Origin of the sequence: Haloarcula sp. Atlit-47R (assembly GCF_003665985.1) — an archaeon.
In the GTDB taxonomy this organism is placed as follows: Archaea; Halobacteriota; Halobacteria; order Halobacteriales; family Haloarculaceae; genus Haloarcula; species Haloarcula taiwanensis.
In genome coordinates, this window is the sequence record NZ_QPLQ01000001.1 from 973,881 (window position 1) to 995,119 (window position 21,239).

At 63.0% G+C, this 21,239-nt stretch carries 20 protein-coding genes and 1 tRNA gene; 5 read left to right on the forward strand and 16 right to left on the reverse strand.

Features of this window, described 5'->3' with window-relative positions:
• Positions 1–252 precede the first annotated feature (252 nt).
• Complete coding sequence (locus tag DVK00_RS21160) at positions 253–921, forward strand: hypothetical protein (RefSeq protein WP_147435873.1); 669 nt, start codon at positions 253–255, stop codon at positions 919–921.
• Positions 922–1,147: 226 nt separating this feature from the next.
• Here DVK00_RS21160 and DVK00_RS05110 read toward each other — a convergent pair whose 3' ends face one another.
• The 9 genes from DVK00_RS05110 to DVK00_RS05150 form a co-directional block, all read right to left on the reverse strand.
• A complete protein-coding gene (locus DVK00_RS05110) occupies positions 1,148–2,764 on the reverse strand; it encodes a MarR family transcriptional regulator (protein ID WP_121577370.1) in 1,617 nt (538 codons plus the stop codon).
• Positions 2,765–2,906: 142 nt separating this feature from the next.
• The gene (locus DVK00_RS05115; RefSeq protein WP_004590699.1) at positions 2,907–3,104 is read right to left on the reverse strand and encodes a sigma factor-like helix-turn-helix DNA-binding protein; all 198 of its coding nucleotides are present in this window, start codon (positions 3,102–3,104) and stop codon (positions 2,907–2,909) included.
• The gene (locus DVK00_RS05120) at positions 3,101–3,364 is read right to left on the reverse strand and encodes a hypothetical protein (RefSeq protein WP_004590698.1); all 264 of its coding nucleotides are present in this window, start codon (positions 3,362–3,364) and stop codon (positions 3,101–3,103) included. Before DVK00_RS05120 ends, DVK00_RS05115 begins: the two co-directional genes overlap by 4 nt.
• 191 nt (positions 3,365–3,555) lie before the next feature.
• A tRNA-Ala gene (locus DVK00_RS05125) sits at positions 3,556–3,627 on the reverse strand.
• Between the two features lie 141 nt (positions 3,628–3,768).
• On the reverse strand, positions 3,769–4,080 hold the full coding sequence (rpsJ, locus tag DVK00_RS05130; RefSeq protein ID WP_004515425.1) for a 30S ribosomal protein S10: 312 nt from the start codon (positions 4,078–4,080) through the stop codon (positions 3,769–3,771).
• 3 nt (positions 4,081–4,083) lie between these two features.
• Complete coding sequence (gene tuf / locus DVK00_RS05135; RefSeq protein WP_101351159.1) at positions 4,084–5,349, reverse strand: translation elongation factor EF-1 subunit alpha; 1,266 nt, start codon at positions 5,347–5,349, stop codon at positions 4,084–4,086.
• Between the two features lie 272 nt (positions 5,350–5,621).
• Entirely contained in the window at positions 5,622–6,566 is a 945-nt protein-coding gene (locus tag DVK00_RS05140) for a homoserine dehydrogenase (RefSeq protein WP_101351160.1), read from the reverse strand.
• Positions 6,563–7,096, reverse strand: a complete 534-nt coding sequence (locus tag DVK00_RS05145; RefSeq protein ID WP_101351161.1) for an amino acid-binding protein — start codon at positions 7,094–7,096, stop codon at positions 6,563–6,565. The genes DVK00_RS05140 and DVK00_RS05145 overlap by 4 nt, the downstream gene beginning before the upstream one ends.
• A gap of 79 nt (positions 7,097–7,175) precedes the next feature.
• A complete protein-coding gene (locus DVK00_RS05150) occupies positions 7,176–7,397 on the reverse strand; it encodes a hypothetical protein (protein WP_101351162.1) in 222 nt (73 codons plus the stop codon).
• A gap of 94 nt (positions 7,398–7,491) precedes the next feature.
• Between DVK00_RS05150 and DVK00_RS05155 the strand changes: the two genes are divergently transcribed.
• Complete coding sequence (locus tag DVK00_RS05155; protein WP_394345570.1) at positions 7,492–8,595, forward strand: peptidase; 1,104 nt, start codon at positions 7,492–7,494, stop codon at positions 8,593–8,595.
• 170 nt (positions 8,596–8,765) lie between these two features.
• Here DVK00_RS05155 and DVK00_RS05160 read toward each other — a convergent pair whose 3' ends face one another.
• The gene (locus tag DVK00_RS05160; RefSeq protein ID WP_101351163.1) at positions 8,766–10,952 is read right to left on the reverse strand and encodes an elongation factor EF-2; all 2,187 of its coding nucleotides are present in this window, start codon (positions 10,950–10,952) and stop codon (positions 8,766–8,768) included.
• Between the two features lie 203 nt (positions 10,953–11,155).
• Between DVK00_RS05160 and DVK00_RS05165 the strand changes: the two genes are divergently transcribed.
• The 3 genes from DVK00_RS05165 (at position 11,156) to DVK00_RS05175 (ending at position 16,456) form a co-directional block, all read left to right on the forward strand.
• Positions 11,156–12,349 carry a PLP-dependent aspartate aminotransferase family protein gene (locus tag DVK00_RS05165; protein ID WP_121577371.1) on the forward strand — a complete coding sequence of 398 codons (1,194 nt, stop codon included), beginning with the start codon at positions 11,156–11,158 and terminating at the stop codon, positions 12,347–12,349.
• Positions 12,350–12,415: 66 nt separating this feature from the next.
• Positions 12,416–13,210: a DUF5781 family protein gene (locus DVK00_RS05170; RefSeq protein ID WP_101351165.1), complete on the forward strand. Its 795-nt coding sequence runs from the start codon at positions 12,416–12,418 to the stop codon at positions 13,208–13,210.
• Positions 13,211–13,360: 150 nt separating this feature from the next.
• Complete coding sequence (locus tag DVK00_RS05175; RefSeq protein ID WP_121577372.1) at positions 13,361–16,456, forward strand: PAS domain S-box protein; 3,096 nt, start codon at positions 13,361–13,363, stop codon at positions 16,454–16,456.
• A 19-nt stretch (positions 16,457–16,475) separates the two neighbouring features.
• Here the strand turns inward: DVK00_RS05175 and DVK00_RS05180 are convergent, their stop codons facing one another.
• The 6 genes from DVK00_RS05180 to DVK00_RS05205 form a co-directional block, all read right to left on the reverse strand.
• The gene (locus DVK00_RS05180; RefSeq protein ID WP_121577373.1) at positions 16,476–17,186 is read right to left on the reverse strand and encodes an energy-coupling factor transporter transmembrane protein EcfT; all 711 of its coding nucleotides are present in this window, start codon (positions 17,184–17,186) and stop codon (positions 16,476–16,478) included.
• Positions 17,180–17,884, reverse strand: coding sequence for an energy-coupling factor ABC transporter ATP-binding protein (locus DVK00_RS05185; RefSeq protein ID WP_101351168.1), 705 nt, complete (start codon positions 17,882–17,884; stop codon positions 17,180–17,182). Before DVK00_RS05185 ends, DVK00_RS05180 begins: the two co-directional genes overlap by 7 nt.
• The gene (locus DVK00_RS05190) at positions 17,881–18,462 is read right to left on the reverse strand and encodes a biotin transporter BioY (RefSeq protein ID WP_101351169.1); all 582 of its coding nucleotides are present in this window, start codon (positions 18,460–18,462) and stop codon (positions 17,881–17,883) included. The genes DVK00_RS05185 and DVK00_RS05190 overlap by 4 nt, the downstream gene beginning before the upstream one ends.
• 72 nt (positions 18,463–18,534) lie before the next feature.
• Positions 18,535–19,914 carry a PQQ-dependent sugar dehydrogenase gene (locus tag DVK00_RS05195; protein WP_121577374.1) on the reverse strand — a complete coding sequence of 460 codons (1,380 nt, stop codon included), beginning with the start codon at positions 19,912–19,914 and terminating at the stop codon, positions 18,535–18,537.
• Positions 19,915–19,963: 49 nt separating this feature from the next.
• Positions 19,964–20,578 (reverse strand): 30S ribosomal protein S7, encoded by a 615-nt coding sequence (locus DVK00_RS05200; RefSeq protein ID WP_101351171.1) that lies wholly within the window; start codon positions 20,576–20,578, stop codon positions 19,964–19,966.
• A gap of 2 nt (positions 20,579–20,580) precedes the next feature.
• Complete coding sequence (locus tag DVK00_RS05205; protein ID WP_004515440.1) at positions 20,581–21,009, reverse strand: 30S ribosomal protein S12; 429 nt, start codon at positions 21,007–21,009, stop codon at positions 20,581–20,583.
• Between the last annotated feature and the right edge of the window lie 230 nt (positions 21,010–21,239).

Genomic DNA, 21,239 nt, shown 5'->3' on the forward strand with positions numbered 1-21,239 from the left:
CACTAGTAATCATGAGCGGTGGACCTCTTTGTCACTGTTGTAGACAACAAATGATAGTTGGTGGTACAGGGACAACTCCTGCTCCCGCTGTTGAAATAAAAGACATGGATTTATCGAACCCAGAGGTGAGGAAAAGGGTTGAAGCGAAACTGTGGCCGGATGTACCCAAGCCGAGATGTTGGTGTTCACACTCCAATCCGACACCGAAAAACCAGCCATGTCGTCGGTGTAATTTCGACATTTGTGATAGCGATGATAGAGCAATCAATCCAGCCACATATACTATTTAGTGAACAAGTTAACCAATCGCAGGTCAGTCAAAATCCCCGCTTAATTACGATTGGAATCTCCTTAGCAGTTGTAGTATCTCTTATAGTTTTGAGCCTCCTTTTATACAGGTATGCATTGACTCGAGCCCAAAAGTTGGACTTAGCTGATATAGATATTGAACTGTATGATGATCAAAATGTGGACAGTTCAGTTCGGAGAGAGATACTGGAAGAAGCTAGGAGACGATTTGATGACGAAATCAATAGAAGAAGTACGCTGGAGAGCAAATTGGGAATAGTTTTTGCACTAGATGGAGCTATTGTGGCCCTGTTAGGATCTGGACTACAATCAACGAGTACCTTGTTCTTTAAATTGGCTGCTGCATTCGCATTAGTATCAGCTGGTTTGGGTCTCTTAGCACTCAGACAATATGAATACCAAAGGCCGGGAAGTAGACACTATTATAACGAATATATTCAAGAGAATGAAAGCACAGCTTTGCCAGCGATGATCACCGATTTAAAAAATGCATATGAAAACAACAGGAATATTAATAACAAAAGATTTCAGATATACCTATTTGCGCTCTTATTATCTGGTACTTCATTATTACTTATTTCAATTAGTTTAGTAGCAGATAATATATCATAGTGCAGTCATAGAAATTGCTGTGCGGTGTATTTTGGTGAAGTGGCCTTAGCCACACCTCTAAACGGAATCACAACCCCCCGGGTTTGATTCCGTTCGGGCGACGGCCGAGCCATTGGCTCAGTCGAGCCTCAATCACGCCAGCGACCGTGCCGGACAGGGAGAAAATCGGCAAAAAGAGCGGTGTTTCCGGGGTGCTGGACAGTGATGCCTCTCAGCAGGCGGGCCGCTACTCGGTGGCGAGCCAGCGCCAGGCCGTCCCTCGCGAGCCGTCTGCGAGCTGGACCTGGGCCTGCCGGTAGCGCTCTTCGGGCATTCCCGCATCTTTCCATACCCGGAAGCCTTCGCGGATCGCTTTCCCGTGCTTCTCGATCTCCCCGAACCGCAGGGTCATCTGTGCCTCGCGGGCGTCGTTCACATCGACGCCGTGGCGAGCAGCCCATGCGATGAACGCGCTCATCGTGTTCTCCAGCCCACGCTCGGCGGCTTCCGCGGCCTTCGCCGCGGTATCGACAGCACGGCGAGTGGCTTCACGCGCCTCGTCGACGGCGGCGTGAACCATCTCCGCGACGTACTCCGACCGGAGCGACACGTCGGCATAGTCCGATATCACCAGATCTTCCATCTCTCGGAGCGCTCGCCGGACACTCCCAACATGGCGGCCGTACTCGTCCGCTATATCCGACGGAGCAACCTGCCCGCCGTCTGCCACCAACATCTCCAAGGCTTCCCACTGCACCGGCGAGAGCCCATCTGAGAGGTGCCGCACGACGACACTCTCTTGCTTCTGCTCGACCCGTGTCAGATCCAAGCCCACCGGCTCGGGGCCGGAGTGGTTCACTTCTGGCTCGAAGTACGAATCTTCGACAAATGGGCCGGAACCAGACGGTGCGATGTCGATACCCGCATCGGCCAGTACCGACAGCACAGTCTGGTCTAACTCCCGTTCCAGCGTCTCCAAGTCGCGCCACCGGACAGTTTCGTCATCATCCAGCAGCGAGGCCTGCAGAGACGAGCCGACTTTCGGGTGGGATAGCGGATGGTCGTCGGGCACAGACAGCGCCTCACGGGCGTAGTAGTGCTTCACCTCCTTGGGGAGGTGGTGGTCGGGGAACGCCTCTCGAATCCGCTTCGGACCGAGTGTGGCCGTGTGGTAGTATCCTGGCAGGTTCCGACCGCGTTCATCGTCATCGTTCTGGACGATCTTCCGATAGCCGCGGCGGTCGGATTCTAACAGGTGGCCCATCGACGCAATCGGCCCATCCCGAGCGTGGACCGGCCCACTGGCGTCGCGATGAACTCGGGCGTACTTCTCGGCGTCCTGAACGTTGCTGTAGGGATGTGGCTCCTCGAAGTATCGACCGGTAACGCCGATCTCGATGGCCGCTCGCTGCAGTAGCTCGGGATATCGGTGGAACTCGATATTCGACCCTTTCACACGGACGTTCACACCTTCGCCGAAGCCGTCCGGTACGGGAATTTCGATACGGCTCCCGTCGTCACGCTCGCCCTGCATCCCGGGCCAGCGTGGGGCAACATGGGCTACGAAATCCTGCTGTCCGACCGAATCCTCGTCCGGATGACGGGCAATCTTCAACCGGTACTCGCGCATATTCTGCAGCTGCCAGTCCGTTCCCTGTGGCGTCCGCTCGCCGGGGTGAACGATATTGCTGTCCTGGTAGGAGAGTCGAACGACCCACCGCTCGCCATCCTGCAGGAACTCGCCACTCTTTGACCCCTCACCAGCCTTCACCTCACTGTCCAGCGCGAAAAACGGCGCAAGGCCGTCGCTATTGAACAGGAGATTAGCGTGGAGTTCGTGAGGGGCCAGCCCTATCGTTCGCATCGCCCCCCGTCAGTCTCGACGACGGCCACCGCCCGCTCGACCTCGGCTTGACTCTTTGCGAGAGGTTGGAAGTTTGTCCAGTCGAACTGAAGGGGTTCGCCCGCTTCTACATCATATAATTCTGAAGCACGAACGAACCCAGTCACGCCGGAACCACCTCCAGTTTCTCGCGAGCACGGCCAAGGAGGTTGCCCACAGTACCAGGTGAACGGCCAGTCTTCCGGGCGTACTCGCGCGGCCCATACTGGCCCATGCCCACAGCCTCGTACACCTCTCGCTCGGCGTCAGTCAGTGGCGACAGGTCCGGTTCGTAATCGAAAAGCGAAGACTGTGGACTCACAGACTCTCACCTCCGTCAGTCCGGGCTTCCACTCGACCGCCCTGATTCCGCTGTGGCTGGTCTTCCGGATCGGGGTAGTCGAGTTCTTTCCCAGCCGCAGTTCCCCGAGAGATACGAGGCATACAGTCACACGCCGGACAGCGGTGAGCGATATCATCGCCATCGCCGAACGTCCGCCGAAAGTCACGCGAAACGTGTGCCCCGCAGTGCTGGCAGTTCGACTTCTCAATAGTTGCGTTCTCGACAAGTCGGTTACTCAAGAGAAACCACCCCCACTCGGGAAGCAGCCAAATCCTTCGCAAAATCGCAAGACTGCACCCCAGATGATTCGTAACCGTTCGTGGTTCGATTCGATTTCGAGTTTATACGCAGAAGGATCTGCGAGTAAGATTCAGATAGAAGGGCGGTGCCGACGCTTTTCGGGATAGTTCGCCAGAACGAAATAACGCTATGGACTCGCCGGGATTTGAACCCGGGGCCTCTTCCTTGCGAAGGAAGCGATCTGCCACTGATCTACGAGCCCGCGTAGTCTGCCACTCGAACGCGGAGTTATAAAAACCCTGCGCGTGAGAGCGGCCTTCGATAGCGATTCACACTGTCCCGGCCAGCGGTTCGGACGGGCGTACACAACGACGCTGTCGCAAAGCGACAGTTTCCCCGAGGCTCAGTCCTCGAGGACGATCTCGATGGAGACGTCGTTGGGAACCTGGATGCGCATCAGCTGGCGCAGTGCCCGTTCGTCGGCGTCGATATCGATGAGCCGCTTGTGGACGCGCATCTCCCAGTGTTCCCACGTCGCAGTCCCCTCACCATCGGGGGACTTGCGGGTGGGAACCTCAAGCGTCTTGGTGGGGAGTGGGACCGGACCGGAGAGTTCGACGCCGGTCTTGTTCGCGATCTCCCGCACGTCGGCGCAGATGTCGTCAAGGTCCTCGGGGCTTGTGCCCGCGAGCCGAACGCGTGCCTGCTGGGACATGCGTTATCGCTCGTTGACGCTGAGGACTTTGCCGGCGGCGATGGTCTGCCCCATGTCGCGGATAGCGAACGAACCGAGCTCCGGAATTTCGGAGGACGGCTCGATGCTGAGCGGCTTCTGTGGGCGGACCGTCACGACGGCAGCGTCCCCGTTCTGGATGAAGTCGGGGTTCTCCTCGGCAACCTCACCGGAGGACGGGTCGATCTTCTTGTCGATGGATTCGACAGTACAGGCGACCTGTGCCGTGTGGGCGTGGAAGACCGGGGTGTACCCTTCCGTGATGACGCTCGGGTGCTGCATCACGACGATCTGGGCCTGGAAGGTCTCGGCGACCGATGGCGGGTCGTCGGCCGGACCACAGACGTCACCGCGTCGGATGTCGTCCTTGCCGACGCCGCGGACGTTGAACCCGACGTTGTCACCGGGCTCGGCCTTCGGGACTTCCTCGTGGTGCATCTCGACGGTCTTGACTTCGCCGGAGACGTCGGACGGCTGGAAGCTGACGTTGTCGCCCGTGTTCAGGATACCCGTCTCGACACGGCCAACCGGGACCGTACCGATACCGGAGATGGTGTAGACGTCCTGAATCGGCAGTCGGAGCGGCGCGTCCGTCGGCGGCTCCGGTGCCGGCAGTTCGTTGAGCGCTTCGAGCAGGATTTCGCCGTCGTACCAGCCCGTGTGCTCGGACTCGTCGGCGATGTTGTCGCCTTCGAACGCGGAGACCGGAATGAACTTGGCGTTCTCGGAGTCGAAGCGGACCTGGGTGAGGAGGTCCTTGACCTCTTCGACGACCTGCTTGTACTCGGACTCGCCGTAGTCGACGAGGTCCATCTTGTTGACGGCGACGATGAGTTCACCGATGCCCAGGGTGCGGGCCAGGAACACGTGCTCCTGAGTCTGCGGCTGAACGCCGTCGTCGGCGGCGACGACCAGGACGGCGTTGTCGGCCTGGGACGCGCCGGTAATCATGTTCTTCACGAAGTCGCGGTGCCCGGGACAATCCACGATGGTGAAGTCGTAGGCGTCGGTGCTGAACTCCTGGTGGGCGATGTCGATGGTGACACCACGCTCACGCTCTTCGGCGAGGTTGTCCATGACGTAGGCGAACTCGAAGCCGCCCTTGCCTTTCTCCTCGGCTTCTTCCTTGTGCTGTTCGATGACGTGCTCCGGTACCGACCCTGTCTCGTACAGGAGTCGGCCGACGAGCGTGCTCTTCCCGTGGTCGACGTGGCCGATGATGGCCAGGTTCTGGTGTTGTTCGTCGCTCATTGTTATCTCTCACGCGCAGAGGCGCTGTATCGGGTTTATTAGCTGGTGGTTCATAAAACGATTTCGAAAGCGTGTAAGCGTCAGGCCGTCGCTTTCTTGCGATTCGCCACGACATGGCATGGTAGTGTGGCACCCGATAGCTTGGTCAGGAAGACGCTGATACCGACAGTCACAGCCAGGATAGTGTTGTTTCGAGTGACAAACAGACAGGTGGCTGTGACAGACAGTGAATACAGAAACGGTGTGGCTGCGGTAGAAACCTTGCTGTCCCGTTATAGTCGGCCGATATCTGCGAGTACCGCGCTCGCCGTCTCTGGGCCGCCGGCACCGCGACCAGAGATGTTGAGCTGGCCGGCGTGTTCGGTCTCCAGTTGGGCGATGTTCCGGGTCCCGGAGACGGCAAGCGGCGCGTTGTCCGGAACGAGTCGCGGGCCGACACGGACAGACCCCTCGACGACCTCGGCGACGAGTCGGACGGTCCGGCCGTCCGCCCGGGCGAGTTCGAGGGCGCTGCCGGAGATGTCCTGAATTCCTTCTACCGCAGCGTCATCGAGCGTGTACTCCGTCTCGTCGTCAGCGAGGACGTTCGCGATGATGACACCTTTCAGCGCTGCGTCGGTCCCGTCCACGTCAAAGGTCGGGTCGGCTTCGGCGACGCCCAGGTCCTGTGCTTCCGCGAGGACGTGTTCGTAATCCAGCCCTTCGGTCGCCATCCGCGAGAGGATGAAGTTCGCGGTGCCGTTGAGCACCCCGCGGACGGCGGTGATATGGCTCGGGTCGAAGTCGTTGATAGTCGAGAGGACCGGCATCGCGCCACCGACGGTGGCCTCAAACAGCACGGACCCCTCGCTTTCCCGTTCCAGCGCGCGAACGTCCGCGTATCGTTCGGCGACCGGGCCTTTGTTCGCCAGCACGGCGTGGCGGTCACGTTCGAGTGCGGCCCGCACGTGGCCGAATCCCGGCTCAGCGTCGCCAAGCGTTGTCGGCGTCGCCTCGACGAGCACGTCGTACTCGGCCGAGAGCGCGGCCTCAGGTGCGTCGGTTCCAACGACGCCGTCGGCCCGCTTCCGGTCGAGCGCTTCAGCAGTGTCGATACCGGTGCTGTCGATGACGGCGCTGCTGGAATCAGCGAAGGCAGTGACGGAGTGGCCGTGGTCGGCCGCCAGTTCGACGACAGCAGAGCCGACTGCACCGGCCCCGATGACGGCGAGTCTCATGCCTCACCTCCCGCAGCGAGTGGCTCAATGACGTGGAGTCCCTTCTCGTTTGCGACAGCACGAATAGCGGACATCGTCTCGTTGACCGCCCCTTCCTCTGTTGCCAGTCGGATGCGAGCACTGGAAGCATCGTCCGTGCCCTCCGGTGCCGACAGCGAGAGGTCGGTTACGGTCGCGTCCGTGGATTCGTGAATCCGCGAGAGCGTGTCAGAGAGATCAGTGTTGACGAGGTGGCCGGTGAGAATGATCGTCAACGCCTCGCTGTACTGCTCTGCCCCGGCCTGGATGACGTTGATGCCCGCGTCCCGGAGTGCGTCGACGATCCCGTCGAACCGTTCGGGGGTCGCCTCCAGGTCGACCTCCACGGGGATGTGGCCCCGCGGGGTCACGTTCCCCCGCTCGTGGAAGATAGAGAGGAGGTTCCCGCCGTTGTTGGCGATGGGCTCGAGCGCCCGCAGCAGTTCGCCCGGTTCGTCGACCAGTTCCAGCCGAACTGTGTAGGACCGTACCTCGTCGGTCGAGTCGCTCATCGCCCGCTCACCTCCTGGATGTCTCGGCTCATTGTGGATGACTCAGCAGGGGCACGTATAAGAAACCGTTCGTTTGGTCTCACGGGAGATAGCGGTCATACAGGTCATCGATCCACTCGTTGTACGCCTCGCCGCGGGTCGATCCCCAGGGATTGCGAGAGAAGTAGTACATCGCCGCGAACATCCCCGCGAGCGTCAGTGCCAGCCCCGTCGGCAGGACGTAACTCCAGATGAACGTTGACGTGCCGGCGATGACAGCAGCGACGAGGAGGTCCACAATTTGATGCAGCCGGTCGCTCATACCCTGCCGTTCGGTGCCGGGCGACCTAAGCGTGGGGCCTCGACGTGACAGGTGCTGACAGGGGAACGCTACGTTTTTTGCGCGATGGCGAAGCATGTCGTACGTGTACGCCCTCCAGTCACCTCCGATAGCGGTAGGTACGGCGGTGGTCCTCGCCGTCATCCTCGCCATCGCCGGCCTCGCCCTCGGCGCACTCGGTAGCGCAGTCGTACAGCGGCTCTCGAACCCTGTCGCCAGGTACCGGCAGTTGTACCTCGGGGTCCTGCTCCCGTTCGCCCTGCTGTCGTACGTCCTCTTTCGGCTACTCGGATTCGGCTACGCAGTGGTCGGCGGCGGGGGCGGAACGGTCGGAACACTGCTGGCGATGTTCGCGGAACTACTCGTCGCCGGCGGTATCGGACTCGCCGCCTATGCGCCGACCGTTCGGGGCGTCCGCAGGGTCCGTGACATCAACCTCTCGACCGGCCGGGCGCTCGTCCGGATGGGGCGGTACGTCTTCGGGCTGTCGGTTTTCGTGACGGTCGTCATCGCGCCGCTGGAAACCGGTCTGTCGCCGGTCGTCCTGCTGGCCGTCGTCGCCGCGCTCGTCGTTGCCCTGCAGGCCGCGGCCCCCTGGATTATCCCGGTCGTTCGGTCGGTCCGGACGCCGGACGAATCGACCGAAGCGACGCTGAATCGGCTCGGGGAGCGCACGGGACTGACCGTCCGTGACATCCGGATACTCGACACCGACCGCGAGGGGACGGCGAACGCGACCGTCCGCGGCGTCCCCGGATACCGCCGCCTGTTCGTGACGAGCACGTTCCTCGACGCGCTCGACGACGAGACGGCGGCGGCCCTGCTCGCGGTCCAGGCCGGGCGACAGCAGGCCCGAGTGCTGGCCCGAGTCGTCGGCGGCCTGCTGCTCGCACTGGTCCCACTGTTCGTGGCGCTGGCCGATATCGGCCCGTTGTGGCCGCTTGCCGGCGTGAGCCTCGGCCTCGCCCTGGGCAGCCTGTGGGCCACGCGCCGCGGCGTCCGGGCAGCCGACGACTACGCGGCCGACCGCCTCGGCCCGGACGCTGTCGCCGACGCACTCGAACGGTACGCCGCCGTCCACGACATGGAGCCATCGAGGCGACGGTTCGCCAACCCGTTCTCGAAGTCGCCGCCGCTGGGGAACCGAATCGACCGCCTGCGGGCACAGGCGGGAGAGTGAACGCAGTTCAGTAGCAGAACGAAGGGCGGTGAAAGCGCGGGACGGCATACCGCGCGCCAACGGCGCGCGGTTTCCTGCGAATCGCTTCGCGATTCGCGCCTTTTTCGCCCACGTTTTTGCGCGGGGGTTGAGGGCGCGTAGCGCCCGAACCCCCCGTGGAAAAAGGTGGTCTAGAAGTAGTCGATAGCCGGGTTCAGTTCCTGCTTCATGCCCTTGCGCTCTCGGATTTCGCTGATCTTGTCAGGCTGGAGGTTGTCGGCAAGGACCTGGAAGCCGGCGTTCTCGGTGTTCCAGGAGGCACGGCCCTCGGTGGCCGAGCGGATGTCGGAGGAGAACCCGATCATCTCGTCGACGGGCGCGACGCCCTCGACGACCATCAGGTCGCCTTCCTGGTACATGTCGTCGACGCGGCCACGTCGGCCCTGAATCTCGCCGCTTGCGGCACCCATGTGGTCGTTGGGCACGTCGATGCGGACCTGCTGAATCGGCTCCAGCAGCTTGATCTGCGCGTCGATGAGCGCGTTGTGGACTGCCTCGCGGACGGCCGGGATGACCTGGGCCGGACCGCGGTGGATGGCGTCCTCGTGGAGTCGGGCGTCGTGGAGACGGAGCAAGGAGCCCTGGACCGGCTCGGACGCGAGCGGGCCGTCGTCGAGCGCTTCTTCGAGGCCCTCGATGACGAGCTCCATCGTCTCGTTGAGGTGCTGGATACCCTTCGTCTCGTCGAGGAGGATGTTGGTCCCGTGGATGTGCTCGATGTTCTGGGAGTCGTCCTTGTCCATGCCGGCCTCCTGCAGCGCTTCACGGCGCTCCAGTTCGGGCATGTCCATCGACGCTTCGCCCATCTTGATCGTCTCGACGATATCGTCGCCGAGCGGCTCGACGGAGATGTAGAAGCGGTTGTGGCGGTTCGGCGAGATGCCCTCGACCTCGCGGCTCTCGCCCTGCGGGGCCTCGCGGTAGACGACAATCGGCTCACCAGTGTTGATCGGGATGCCCTGGTTGCGCTCGATACGCTGGCCGATGACTTCCAGGTGGAGTTCACCCTGCCCGGAGATGAGGTGCTCGCCGGTGTCCTCGTTAATTTCGACCTGGATGGTCGGGTCTTCCTTGGCGACCTGCTGGAGCGTCTCGATGAGCTTCGGCAGGTCGTCCATGTTCTGTGCCTCGACGGACTTTGTGATAACTGGCTCCGAGATGTGCTCGATAGACTCGAAGGGGGTCATCTCGACGCTGGAGACCGTGGAGCCGGCGATGGCGTCCTTGAGCCCCGTGACAGCGGCGATGTTACCAGCGGGAACGCGTTCGACCTCCTCGCGCTCGCCACCCATGTAGATGCCGACGCTCTGGATGCGGTTCTTGCCCGCGGTCCCGGAGACGTACAGCTCCTGGCCCTTCTCCAGCGTGCCGGAGAAGACACGGCCGGCGGCAATCTCGCCAGCGTGAGGGTCGACACCGATGTCAGTGACCATCAGGACGACTTCGCCGTCCTCGTTGACCAGCCGCATGTCCTCGGCGAGTTCGGACTCGGCGTCGCCGCGCCAGATACGCGGGACACGGCGGGGCTGGGCGTCGACGGGGTTCGGGAAGTGCTCACACACCATGTCCAGAACCACGTCAGACAGCGGCGTACGCTCGTGGAGTTCCTGGCGCTTGTCGTTGCGCTCAAGTTCCATGATTTCGCCGAAGTCCATGCCGGTCCGCTGCATCGACGGCATCGAGACACCCCACTTGTACAGCGCGGAGCCGAAGCCGACGGTCCCTTCCTCGACGGAGACTGTCCAGTCCTCGATGTCGTCCATCTCCTCGGTCATGCCGCGGATGAGGTCGTTGACGTCCTGGATGACCGCGAGCAGGCGCTCCTGCATCTCTTCGGGGCCTTCCTGGAGCTCGGAGATGAGGCGGTCGACCTTGTTGATGAACAGCGTCGGCTTGACGCCCTCGCGGAGCGCCTGCCGGAGCACCGTCTCGGTCTGTGGCATCGCGCCCTCGACGGCGTCGACGACCACCAGCGCGCCGTCGACGGCACGCATCGCGCGGGTCACGTCGCCACCGAAGTCGACGTGGCCGGGGGTGTCGATGAGGTTGATGAGGTGGTTCTGGTCCTCGTACTCGTGGGTCATCGAAACGTTGGCCGCGTCGATGGTGATCCCGCGTTCCTGTTCGTCTTCCTCGGTGTCCATCGCCAGCTGTTCGCCGGCGGTGTCGTCGGAAATCATGCCGGCACCGGCCAGCAGATTGTCCGTCAGCGTCGTCTTTCCGTGATCGACGTGAGCAGCGATGGCGATGTTCCGGATGTGCTCCGGGTCGTCCATCAGTGTCTCACATTCTTGGACGATTTTCTTACGTCGGCCCATTATACAGCTTTCTATCAACAGCAGGGTCAAAAGGATAGTGTTTCACTACGGCCGTGACCGCTCGAAATCCGGCCGTTCGCGTGGCATGGTCTGGCATTCCGCTCGGCCGGTAGTCGGGAGCGTATGCTCTGCGATTATAATTATTTGCATACGGATGAGTAATGATTGCAAAGGTATTAGCGCCAGCCAGCGGACGGGAGCGTATGACTCGGCGTCCACACCTCGACACGATCGCAGTCGGTACCGAGACGGCGTCAGCAGCGGGGGATGTCACGCTCCCGATACACCTCTCTTCGACCTACGAACTGGCCGGCCTCGACACGGACCTGTCTCTAGAGGACATCGACCCCGGTAACGGAGAGTTCCTCTACTCGCGGCTGTCAAACCCGACCCGACACGGCCTCGAACAGGAGTTGGCCGCGCTCGAAGGCGGGGAACGGGCCTATGCCTTCAGCTCTGGGACGGCGGCCGTTGCAACAGCGGTGCTCTCACTGGTCGAACCGGGCGACCACGTCGTTGCATTTGACGACCTGTACGCGGGCACGCGACGGATGTTCGAAACGCTGTTCCGGGACCAGCTTGGCGTTGACGTGGAGTTCGTCGACGCGACTGATGCCGACGCTGTCGCGGCCGCGATGACGCCGGAAACGGAGTTAGTCTGGGTCGAGACCCCGACGAACCCGCGTATCAAGCTGTGTGACATCGACGCGATTGCGGCCGTCGCCGCCGACTACGACGCGACGGTCGGCGTCGACAACACCTTCGCGAGTCCGTACTTCCAGCAGCCGCTGTCGCTCGGTGCGGACCTCGTGGTCCACAGCACAACGAAGTACCTCAACGGCCACAGCGATGCCGTCGGCGGCGCGCTGATTACCGACGACCCCGAGGTGGCCGAACGAGTGGAGTTCCGCCAGCAGATTGCACTCGGGAACATGCTCGCCCCGTTCGACAGCTATCTCGTCTCGCGAGGAATCAAGACGCTGGGCGTCCGAATGGCTCGTCACGAGAGCAATGCCATGGCCCTCGCGCAGTACCTTGACGACCACGAGCGCGTCGAAACGGTCCACTATCCCGGACTTGAGAGTCACCCACAGCATGAACTGGCTCGCGAGCAGATGCAGGGCTTTGGCGGCGTACTCTCGTTCGAACTGGCCGGAGATATGGCCGACGCCAAGCGCTTTCTCGAAGCATTAGAGACGGTGACGCTGGCAGTCAGCCTCGGCGGCGTCGAGAGCCTGGCGGAACTTCCGGCGGCGATGACCCACGAACCACTCTCACCGGCGGCACGGGACGAACTGGGCATCTCTGATACGCTCATCCGCCTTTCCGTCGGTATCGAAGATGTCGAAGACCTCAGGGCCGATCTGGAACGCGGTTTCGCGGGGCTTGAGTACTGAGCGCTGCGTGCGAACGCTGCCCCCACCCGTGCATTAATAGCGCTGCGCCCCGTGGCATAGTGACACATGGACGTGCACGTGCAGGGTGGGCCGGCCGAACCGTTTCTCGGAGCGAAGGACCTCTTCTCGACGGAACACGACCTGAAACGACCAGTGACTGTCCGGGTCCGAGAGGACCCCGATGAGCGCACCCGCGTTAGCCACAGCGACGACGCCCACCGGCTAACAATCTCCCGCCAAGCCGCCACGAGCGCAATGGCCCGCGAACTGGCGTTACACGAGTACGCGCATATGCACCACCACGAACGCGGACATCCGTCACACACCCAGTCGACACGGGAAGCCATCTATCTCGCGCTGGCGGGGCGTTCGGTCGAACAGCGAAAACTCACGCACTGTTACCAGATCGCCAACCACATGAAAGACGTCTACGCCGACGATATCTGGATGCCGGTGGTGCCCGGAGACAAGCTGGTGCCGTTTCTGGAAGCCAGTCTCGCGGCTGCCGTCGCAGACCGACCCGGTGACCCACCGACATGGGACCGCTCGACATCGTCGACCCGGGTTCGACAGCCGGGTGAACCGGCCGCGCGGCTGACGCCGGCTGCAGACCCGGATATCACGGCCGTCAACGCAGCGTTCGCTCTTGCGCTGTGTGAACGCCACAATCTGGTCGAGACAGACCACCGGCTGTACGACCTCGCGCATGCCGCGGCACAGGACGCCGAATCAGTCGACCTTGCGGAGTTCAAGCGCCACTTCGCAGCACTCTCGCCCGAACCGGACGAGTCCGAGTTCCGGAAGGCGCTCGTCGACGTGACTCGCGCATACGCCGGTGGCGGCGGCCGCGCGGCGGATTGAAACCACCTGTCCCGGGCAACCGATCCAACGGCGGTCGGCAGTACCACACGTTCGGTAAGGTCTCATCGACATTGGCTGCCGGTTCGGTCATACGCGAACGCGAGCTAACTGCCAGAACTGTTTTTGCGTGGACCTGTGAACTAGTTGACTATGACTGAGGCGCTCCGCGGCCGGCACCCGGGCCGGGAAACCGATGTCGTCGGCGACCGGATTCGGGTGTTACACATCGACGACGACCCCGACTTCGTGGCTGTCGCAGCGGATTCCCTAGAGGCCGCGGATGACCGGATCTCCGTCGAAACCGCGACCAGCGCACGGGACGGACTCGACCGACTCGCGGAAAACGGGTTCGACGCTGTCGTCTCCGACTACGATATGCCGAGGATGAACGGCATCGAACTGCTCGATGCGATTCGGGAGACGAACCCAGATCTGCCGTTCATTCTGTTCACCGGGAAAGGGAGCGAAGAGGTAGCCAGCGAGGCGATCTCGATGGGCGTTACCGACTATCTGCAGAAGTCGTTCGGCGTCGAGGTGTACGAACTGCTGGCCAACCGCATCGAAAACGCGGTCTCCGAGTACCGCGCGAAGCGACAGGCCGCCGAGTCAGAGCGCCGCGTCCGAGAACTCACGGAAGCAACCAACGATATCCTCTGGGAGTTTACCGCCGACTTGAGCGAGGTCCTTGTTATCAACTCCGCCTACGAGGACATCTGGGGGCGGTCAGTGACCAAGCTCCGTGACAACCCGTACGACTTCCTGAATGGGATCCACCCTGAGGACCGCGAGCGGATGAAAGACGCGATGCGGTGCCTCACCAACGGCGAGTCGGCCGATGTCGAATGCCGCGTCAACGAAGCGGAGGAGTACCAGCGCTGGGTCTGGATACAGGGTGAGCCGATCACCAACGACGCCGGTGAGATAGTTCGCGTGGCCGGCTTCGCTCGTGATATCACCGAGCGGCGGAACCGCGAGCGTGAACTCGAAGCCACAAAGAACCAGCTCGCGGAGCACAACCAGACGCTCCGGACGCTCTACGAGATCAGCGCCGACCCCGACGCTACCCTCGATGAGAAGATCCAGGCGGTTCTGGACCTGGGCCGGGAGCGCCTCGGGACCGCCGGCGCGTTCCTGTCTTCGAACGATACTGACCGCAACGAGTTCACCATCCGCTATGCGAGCGGGAGTGACGAGCGGCTCAAACCGGGAACAGTCACGCCGCTGTCGGAGTCGTACTACCGGAAGATGGCCGACACAGAGGGCATCATGGCAATCGCAGAAGCGTCCGAGGAGGGCTGGGTGTCCGACCCGGCATACGAGCGCTGGGAGTTCGAGACGTACATCAGCGGCGAGGTCCGTGTCTATGACACGTATTCGGGGACGCTCTGTTTCGTCGACCGATCGCCCCGCGAGACACCCTTCACCGAGGATGAGAAGACGTTCGTTCATCTCGCGGCGCAGTGGGTGAGCTACGAACTCGAACGGCAGCAGCGCGAGGAGCGCCTCGAACGGTACAAGAAGTACACCGACGACATGCTGGATGCTATCGACGACGTGTTCTACGTCCTCGACAGCGACGGCCACTTCCGGCGCTGGAACGAGAGTCTGCTCAACGTGACCGGCTACTCGGCCGCGGAAGTAGCCGGGGCCCACGGAGCCGATTTCTTCCCGGAAGAGCATCGAGATGTTGTTCTAGCCGCGATCGAATCGGTGTTCGAGGGAGACACCACCCGCGTGGAGGTCCCGTTTATTACTAAATCCGGAGACCGGATTCCCTACGAGTTCACAGCAACCCGCGTCGAGGACCCCGACGGAAATCCGATGCTGGCCGGCATCGGCCGGGACATCACCGACCGAAAAGCACGCGAGCAGGAGCTTACGCGGACGAAGGAGCTCCTCGACCAGGCACAACGGATTGCAAGCGTCGGCGGCTGGGAGGTAGACGTGACAACCGATCCGCCGGCGATGACAGTGACACGCGAGTTCTACCGGATACACGAACTGCCTCCGGACGACGAACTGACCCTCGAATCCATCATCGACCTGTACCACACCGATGACAGAGACACTATCAGGGCGGAGTTCCAGCGGGCGATAGAAACGGCCGAGGGGTACGATATGGAGGTGCGTACAGGGGACGACGACAACTACCGGTGGGTCCGCGCGCTGTGTGAGCCAGTCACCGAGAACGGCGACGTTGTCAAGCTCCGGGGCTCGGTCCAGGACATCACCGACCGAAAACTGCGGGAGCGCGAACTGGAGGAGGCGCGCGAGCGGATGGAGATCGCGCTAGAAACCACCAATGCGGTCGTCTGGGACCGCGAGTTCGAGTCCGGCGACCTGGCGTACTACCCCGGGTCGGAGACGCTGTATGGTACTGACATCGAGTCGCTGGACGAGTTTCTACCGATGGTCCACCCAGAGGACCAGGCGGACGTGGCGGCCCGCATCGAATCGGCAACCGAGACCGGCATGTACGAAGCCGAGTTCCGAATCGTCCGTGAGGGTGAGATTCGGTGGATGGAAGCAAAGGGCCGCGTCGAATCCGACGGCGACGGGACGCCGGTCCGGGCAATCGGTATCGACCGAGACATCACCGAGCGCAAGCGCCGCGAGCAGGAACTGGAGGAGACGAACGAACGCCTCGAAGAGTTCACTAGCATCGTCAGCCACGACCTCAGGAACCCACTCTCCGTCGCCGAGGGCCGAATCGAACTGGCCCGGCAAGAGGACAGCAGCGAACACCTCGACAGCGCCAGCGACGCGCTCGCGCGGATGCGGACACTCATTGACGACCTGCTCGCGGCCGCACGCGACGAGCAGTCGGTTGATGCCGGCGTCGTGGCGCTTGCGGACACGGCCGAGCAGTGCTGGCACAACGTCGAAACCGGCGACGCTGAACTTACTGTCGAGGCCGACGCTGTCATTCGTGCCGACGGGAGCCGACTGGAACAACTGCTCGAAAACCTGTTTAGCAACAGTGTCGAACACGGCGGCGATGACGTGACAGTCACCATCGGAGGGCTTGAGAACGGCTTCTACGTCGAGGACGACGGCGATGGTATCGACGAGGAAAACCGATCGCGCGTGTTCGAGACGGGCTACTCGACATCGGACGACGGCACTGGCTTCGGGCTCTGGATCGTCGCGGAGATCGCCGACGCCCACGACTGGACGGTGACCATCGACGAGGGGAGCGAGGGCGGCGCACGGTTCGAGATTACCGGTGTCGATATCGTGGAGTGAAAGCACGTATATCAAACCGCTACACCGGGGCGAGCGGCGACACCGCCAGCGCGATACCGATGGCGAGCACCGGGTAGTCACGACGGTCGAAGGAAAGCGGCGGAAGCGTCGGGTTCCACGCGAAACAACGGGCCCGGAGGGCGACCGAAAGCCGGTCCGAGCGGTCGAGCGTGCGTTCCAGCGACCGGACAGCGAGCAGCCGAGCGCGGTCCCGTAACGGGCGGGCCTCGCCGCCACGAGCGTGTATGGCGTCCCGGACTTCCCGCACGTCAGCGAGCACCAGCGGGAACAACCGGACGACGAGCGCCATCCCGATGCCGAGAACCTGGCCGGGCTTGCCGGGAATCAGTCGCTGGACCGCCGCCCGGGTGTCCCGGACCGGCGTCGACGTGAGGTAGGCGGCGCTGACGAGCAACACCGGGAGAATACGCCCGACGTGCAACGCCGAGCGCAGCGCCGGGTCGACCCGAAACCACGGCGGGCCGAGCGCCACGCCAGCGATGAACGGGGCCAGCGCCAACACGAGAAGGACGACCCGATACGAGCGCAGGACGGCCAGTGGCGAGAGCTGGGCCGCCGCGAGCGTACACAGCGCGAACGCGGTCGTCCCGACGAGCCACGGGAGGGTGGGGTGCGAGACCGCGGCGATGGCGAGCCCGAACTGGACCAGCAGCTTCGACCGCGGGTCCAGCCGATGCGCAAACGTCGAGCCGGGTCGGTAGCTCAACATCGCGGGTCTCTGATGCCGAGGTCCGGGAGGCTGTCGAGCGCTTCGGCTGGCGGCACATCGAGAACGACCCGCCCCTCGTGTAACGCGACGAGGCGGTCGGCCCGCTCGTATAGGTCCCGGAGGTCGTGCGTGACAACGATGATACCCGTCCCATCGGCGGCCAGCGCGTCAAGGTGGTCCAGCACTGAGTCTCTGGCCGGCCAGTCTAACCCGACGAGCGGTTCGTCGAGCACAAGATAGTCCGGTTCCATGGCGAGTGCCCCGGCGATAGCGACGCGGGCCTGCTCGCCGCCCGAGAGAGCGTCGATGCGGCTCTCGGCGGCAGCACCGAGGTCGACAGCGTCGAGCGCCCTGTCGACCCGGCGGTCAATCTCTTCCCTGTCGAGCCCGAGGTTCTCCGGGCCGAAGGCCACGTCAGCCGCCACGGTCGCGGCGACAAACTGGTCGCGGGGATGCTGGAACACCATCCCGATACGCGTCCGGGCGACGACGGGGTCGTCCGTCACGTCGGTCCCGTCGACAGTGACCGCTCCGGCGTCGGGCGTCAGCAGCGCGTTGAAATGTCGGACGAGCGTCGTCTTGCCGCTCCCGTTCGGTCCGACGAGCAGACAGTACTGACCGTCGGGTATCGACAGCGTGAGCCCGTCGAGGACATCGACATCGCCGTACCGGTAGCGCAGGTCGCTGACCTCGATCATCGACCGGCGAGGTACCCGCCCTGCACGACGCCGACCGCGATACCGAGCTTCAGGAGGTCAAGCGGGATGTACGGAGCCATCACGGCCGCAGCGCGGGCGAACGGCAGCCCGGTGACCACCGCCAGCCACGGGACGCCGATAGCGTAGACGACAGCGACCGCCGCGGTGAGGGCGACGACCTGCACCGGGACAGAGAGATCAGCGACCGGTTTCGGTGCTATGCTCCGGTGTGCAATAGCGCCGGCGACGACCGCACCGACGAGGAAGCCGACGAGGAAGCCGCCGGTCCCCTGCCCGGCAATGACATAGCCCAGCCCCGCGTTCGCGTTCGAGAACACCGGTGCGCCGGCGATACCAACAAGGACGTACAACAGCAGGGCAACGCCGCCCCACAGCGGCCCCAGCAGGAGGCCGGCGAAGAACATTCCGAAGGGCTGCAGCGAGAACGGCGGCAGCGCCCCCGGAAGCGGGATCGATATCTGTGCAAGCGCTGCGGTTAGCGCCGCGAGCAGCACCGCCTTCGTGAACAAGCCCACAGTCTCGTCGTCGACGAGGTCGACGGATTGCTCTGTTGCCATGGGTCTCCCTCTCTCGTCAACCGAAATATAGCCAGTGGTTCACGGAACGCGCGACCGCGGCCGGCGTTCCAGTCACTCGGCCGGCGTGACGCGGGCGAGCACGTCGTCGCGCTCCCGCGGGAAGCCGTCGCCGGCCCGCCCGTCGCGGTTCGACGTGACGAGGTAGAGGCCGCCGTCAGGCCCCTGCTCAATATGGCGAATCCGACCGAGTTCGTCGGCCAGCAGAGAATGCGTGGTCGCGGTGTAGGCGTCGTCGGTCCAGTCGGCGTCATACACCTCAGCGTCGTCGCCCGGCGGCGGGTCCGCACCGTCTGGTGTCAACGTCGTTGCGAGGAGTTTCTGTCCCTTCAGGCCGCCGGTGAGCAGTCGGTTCCGCAGCGACGGCACGGCGTCGCCGGTGTAGAACAGCGAGCCGGAAGGTGCCCAGCCGCCGGCGTTGCCCGTGTTTGCGAGCGGCCGGCGGACCTCGGAGCCGGCGTCGGCGTACTCCTCGTGCTTGCGGGTGTCGGGCCAGCCGTAGTAGCCCCCAGCCACGAGGCGGTTGAGTTCGTCCCGTCCGGTCGGACCGTGTTCGGAGGCGATGACGGTGCCGTCTGGGAGCCAGGCCAGCCCTTGTGGGTTCCGGTGACCGTAGGTGAACACCCGCGGGTCCCCGCCGATATCAGGGTTCCCGGGTGCGGGGTCGCCCGCGGGCGTCACGCGGAGGACCTTCCCACCGAGCGAGTCGGTGTCCGCGGCCAGTTCGCCGTCGCCCGCGTCCCCCGTCGTAATCCAGAGATACTTTTCGGGGCCGAATGTGAGCCGACCGCCGTTGTGTATCTTGCTTCCGGGAATGCCATCGACGATGACGGACTCCGCGGCGGCCGGGTCTTCGGCCGAGACATCCATCGCGACGACCCGGTTGACTCGCTCGTCGTCGGTCATCGTCGTGTAGTAAACGTACACCACCGGCGGGTCGGGATACGTCGGGTGTGCGGCGACGCCGAGCGTCCCGCCTTCGCCGCCCGTTACCCACCAGCCGTCGTCGCTCGATTCCGCGTCGATGACCGCTGCGGGTTCGGTGACTGTTCGGACGTTCCCGTCCACAAACGAGAGGACACGACCAACACGTTCGGTGAGAAACAGCGTTCCGTCCGCGGCAAAGGAGAGGTCCCATGGGATTTCCAGATTCTCGATGAGTGGTTCGGTGGCGAGCGGCGTGTCTGTCGGTGACGTGGTCGGAGCCGCCCAGTCGGTGTCGGGCGACTGGCTGCGCTCATGGCTGAGGGAGACGTCGTAGCGGTCCAGCGCGTGTGTCGGGCCTGCCGTCGTTGTGGCCGTCGGTGTCAGGTCCGACGACTCCGTCTGTGTCCCTGACTCACCGCGACAGCCGGCCAGCACGGTCGCCCCGATACCGCCGAGTGCGGCGAGGTACTGGCGGCGGGAACGGGCGTCACAGCTGGACTGTCGCATAGATTTCTCTGCCAAGTATAGAAGAATAAAGATGTCGGAGACAGCCGAATTAGCGAGCGGCAGCCGCGACGCGTTCTTTCTCTTCTTTCTGGTTGACTGCGTAGGTCTGGACGTCGTCGTTAGCAGCACCGATGAGCTGCTGTGCGAGCGCCTCGGCGGCACTCGTGGTGGTCTTGAACGAGCCACCGTAGACGCCCTCGGCGAGGAACTTCAGGGCCTGGTCGACGCGGCGCTGTGGCGCGACATCGACGGCTTTCGGGACCGAGATACCACCGTATTTCAGGCGGACAGTCTCCTCTCGGGGAGCGCTGTTCTCGACCGCACTGACGAGCACCTGAATCGGGTTCTCGTCGGTGCGCTCGTGAACGAGTTCGAACGCCTCAGTGACGATGGATGTTGCAAGCTGTTTCTTGCCCGTATTTTCGTCGGTCTGCATCAGGCGGTTGATGAGCCGCTCGACGATGCTGATCTCGCTTTTCTTGAACTGCTTGTCCGCGTGGCGCCCCATCGTGTGGGCGATCGGCGTGACAGTGATGTAGCGCTCGGTCGAGGGGTCGGAGTACTCGATCTCCGTGATCTCCCACTCGCCGAACAGCTTCGCACGGGCCGTCTCTGGCTCGCTTTCCTCAGCCGCGTCAGCCTCGGGTGTATCTTCGGCACTCATGGTTATCGGACCGGTTTCTCCGCGTTCCCGCGAACGAGTTCAATGAGAGAGACGCCGTTGACTTTCTCGACCTTGTAGTTGACACCGGAGAGGTCGCCCATCGCGCGGCCCTTCGCCCCGCCGATACCCGCGATTGTGACCTCGTCGTGCTCGTCAATGAAAGAGATAGCGCCGTCACCGGGACAGAACGCGGTGACCTGCTTACCGTTCTTGATGAGCTGGACGCGGACACACTTCCGGATAGCGGAGTTAGGCTGCTTGGCCTCGATGCCGACTTTCTCCAGTACGATACCTCGTCCCTGGGGCGCACCCTCGAGCGGGTCGGACTTCTTGCCCAGGCCGCGTTCGCGACGCGCGTAGTCAGTGTCGGACCACCGGTGCTTCTGGCGGTCCTTCTTGAGCTTGCGCGCGGCGTACTTGCCGTTCGCCATAGTAGGCACTGGTACCTTTCGGAGGTACTTAAGACTCCTCTTTCGGACTCAGACGGTAGCGTCGGCGTGTGTGGCGTTCTGTGGCATAGACGGGGCAAGAAGGACGGTAAATAACGCGGCGAGAGCGCCACGGCAATGAGGAAGAAGCTGTCAGTGGGGTGTTTCGGTCGCGTCTGGCGGTCAACACAACACTCCCCCGCTCTCCGTGACATTGCCCCCGAATGATATTT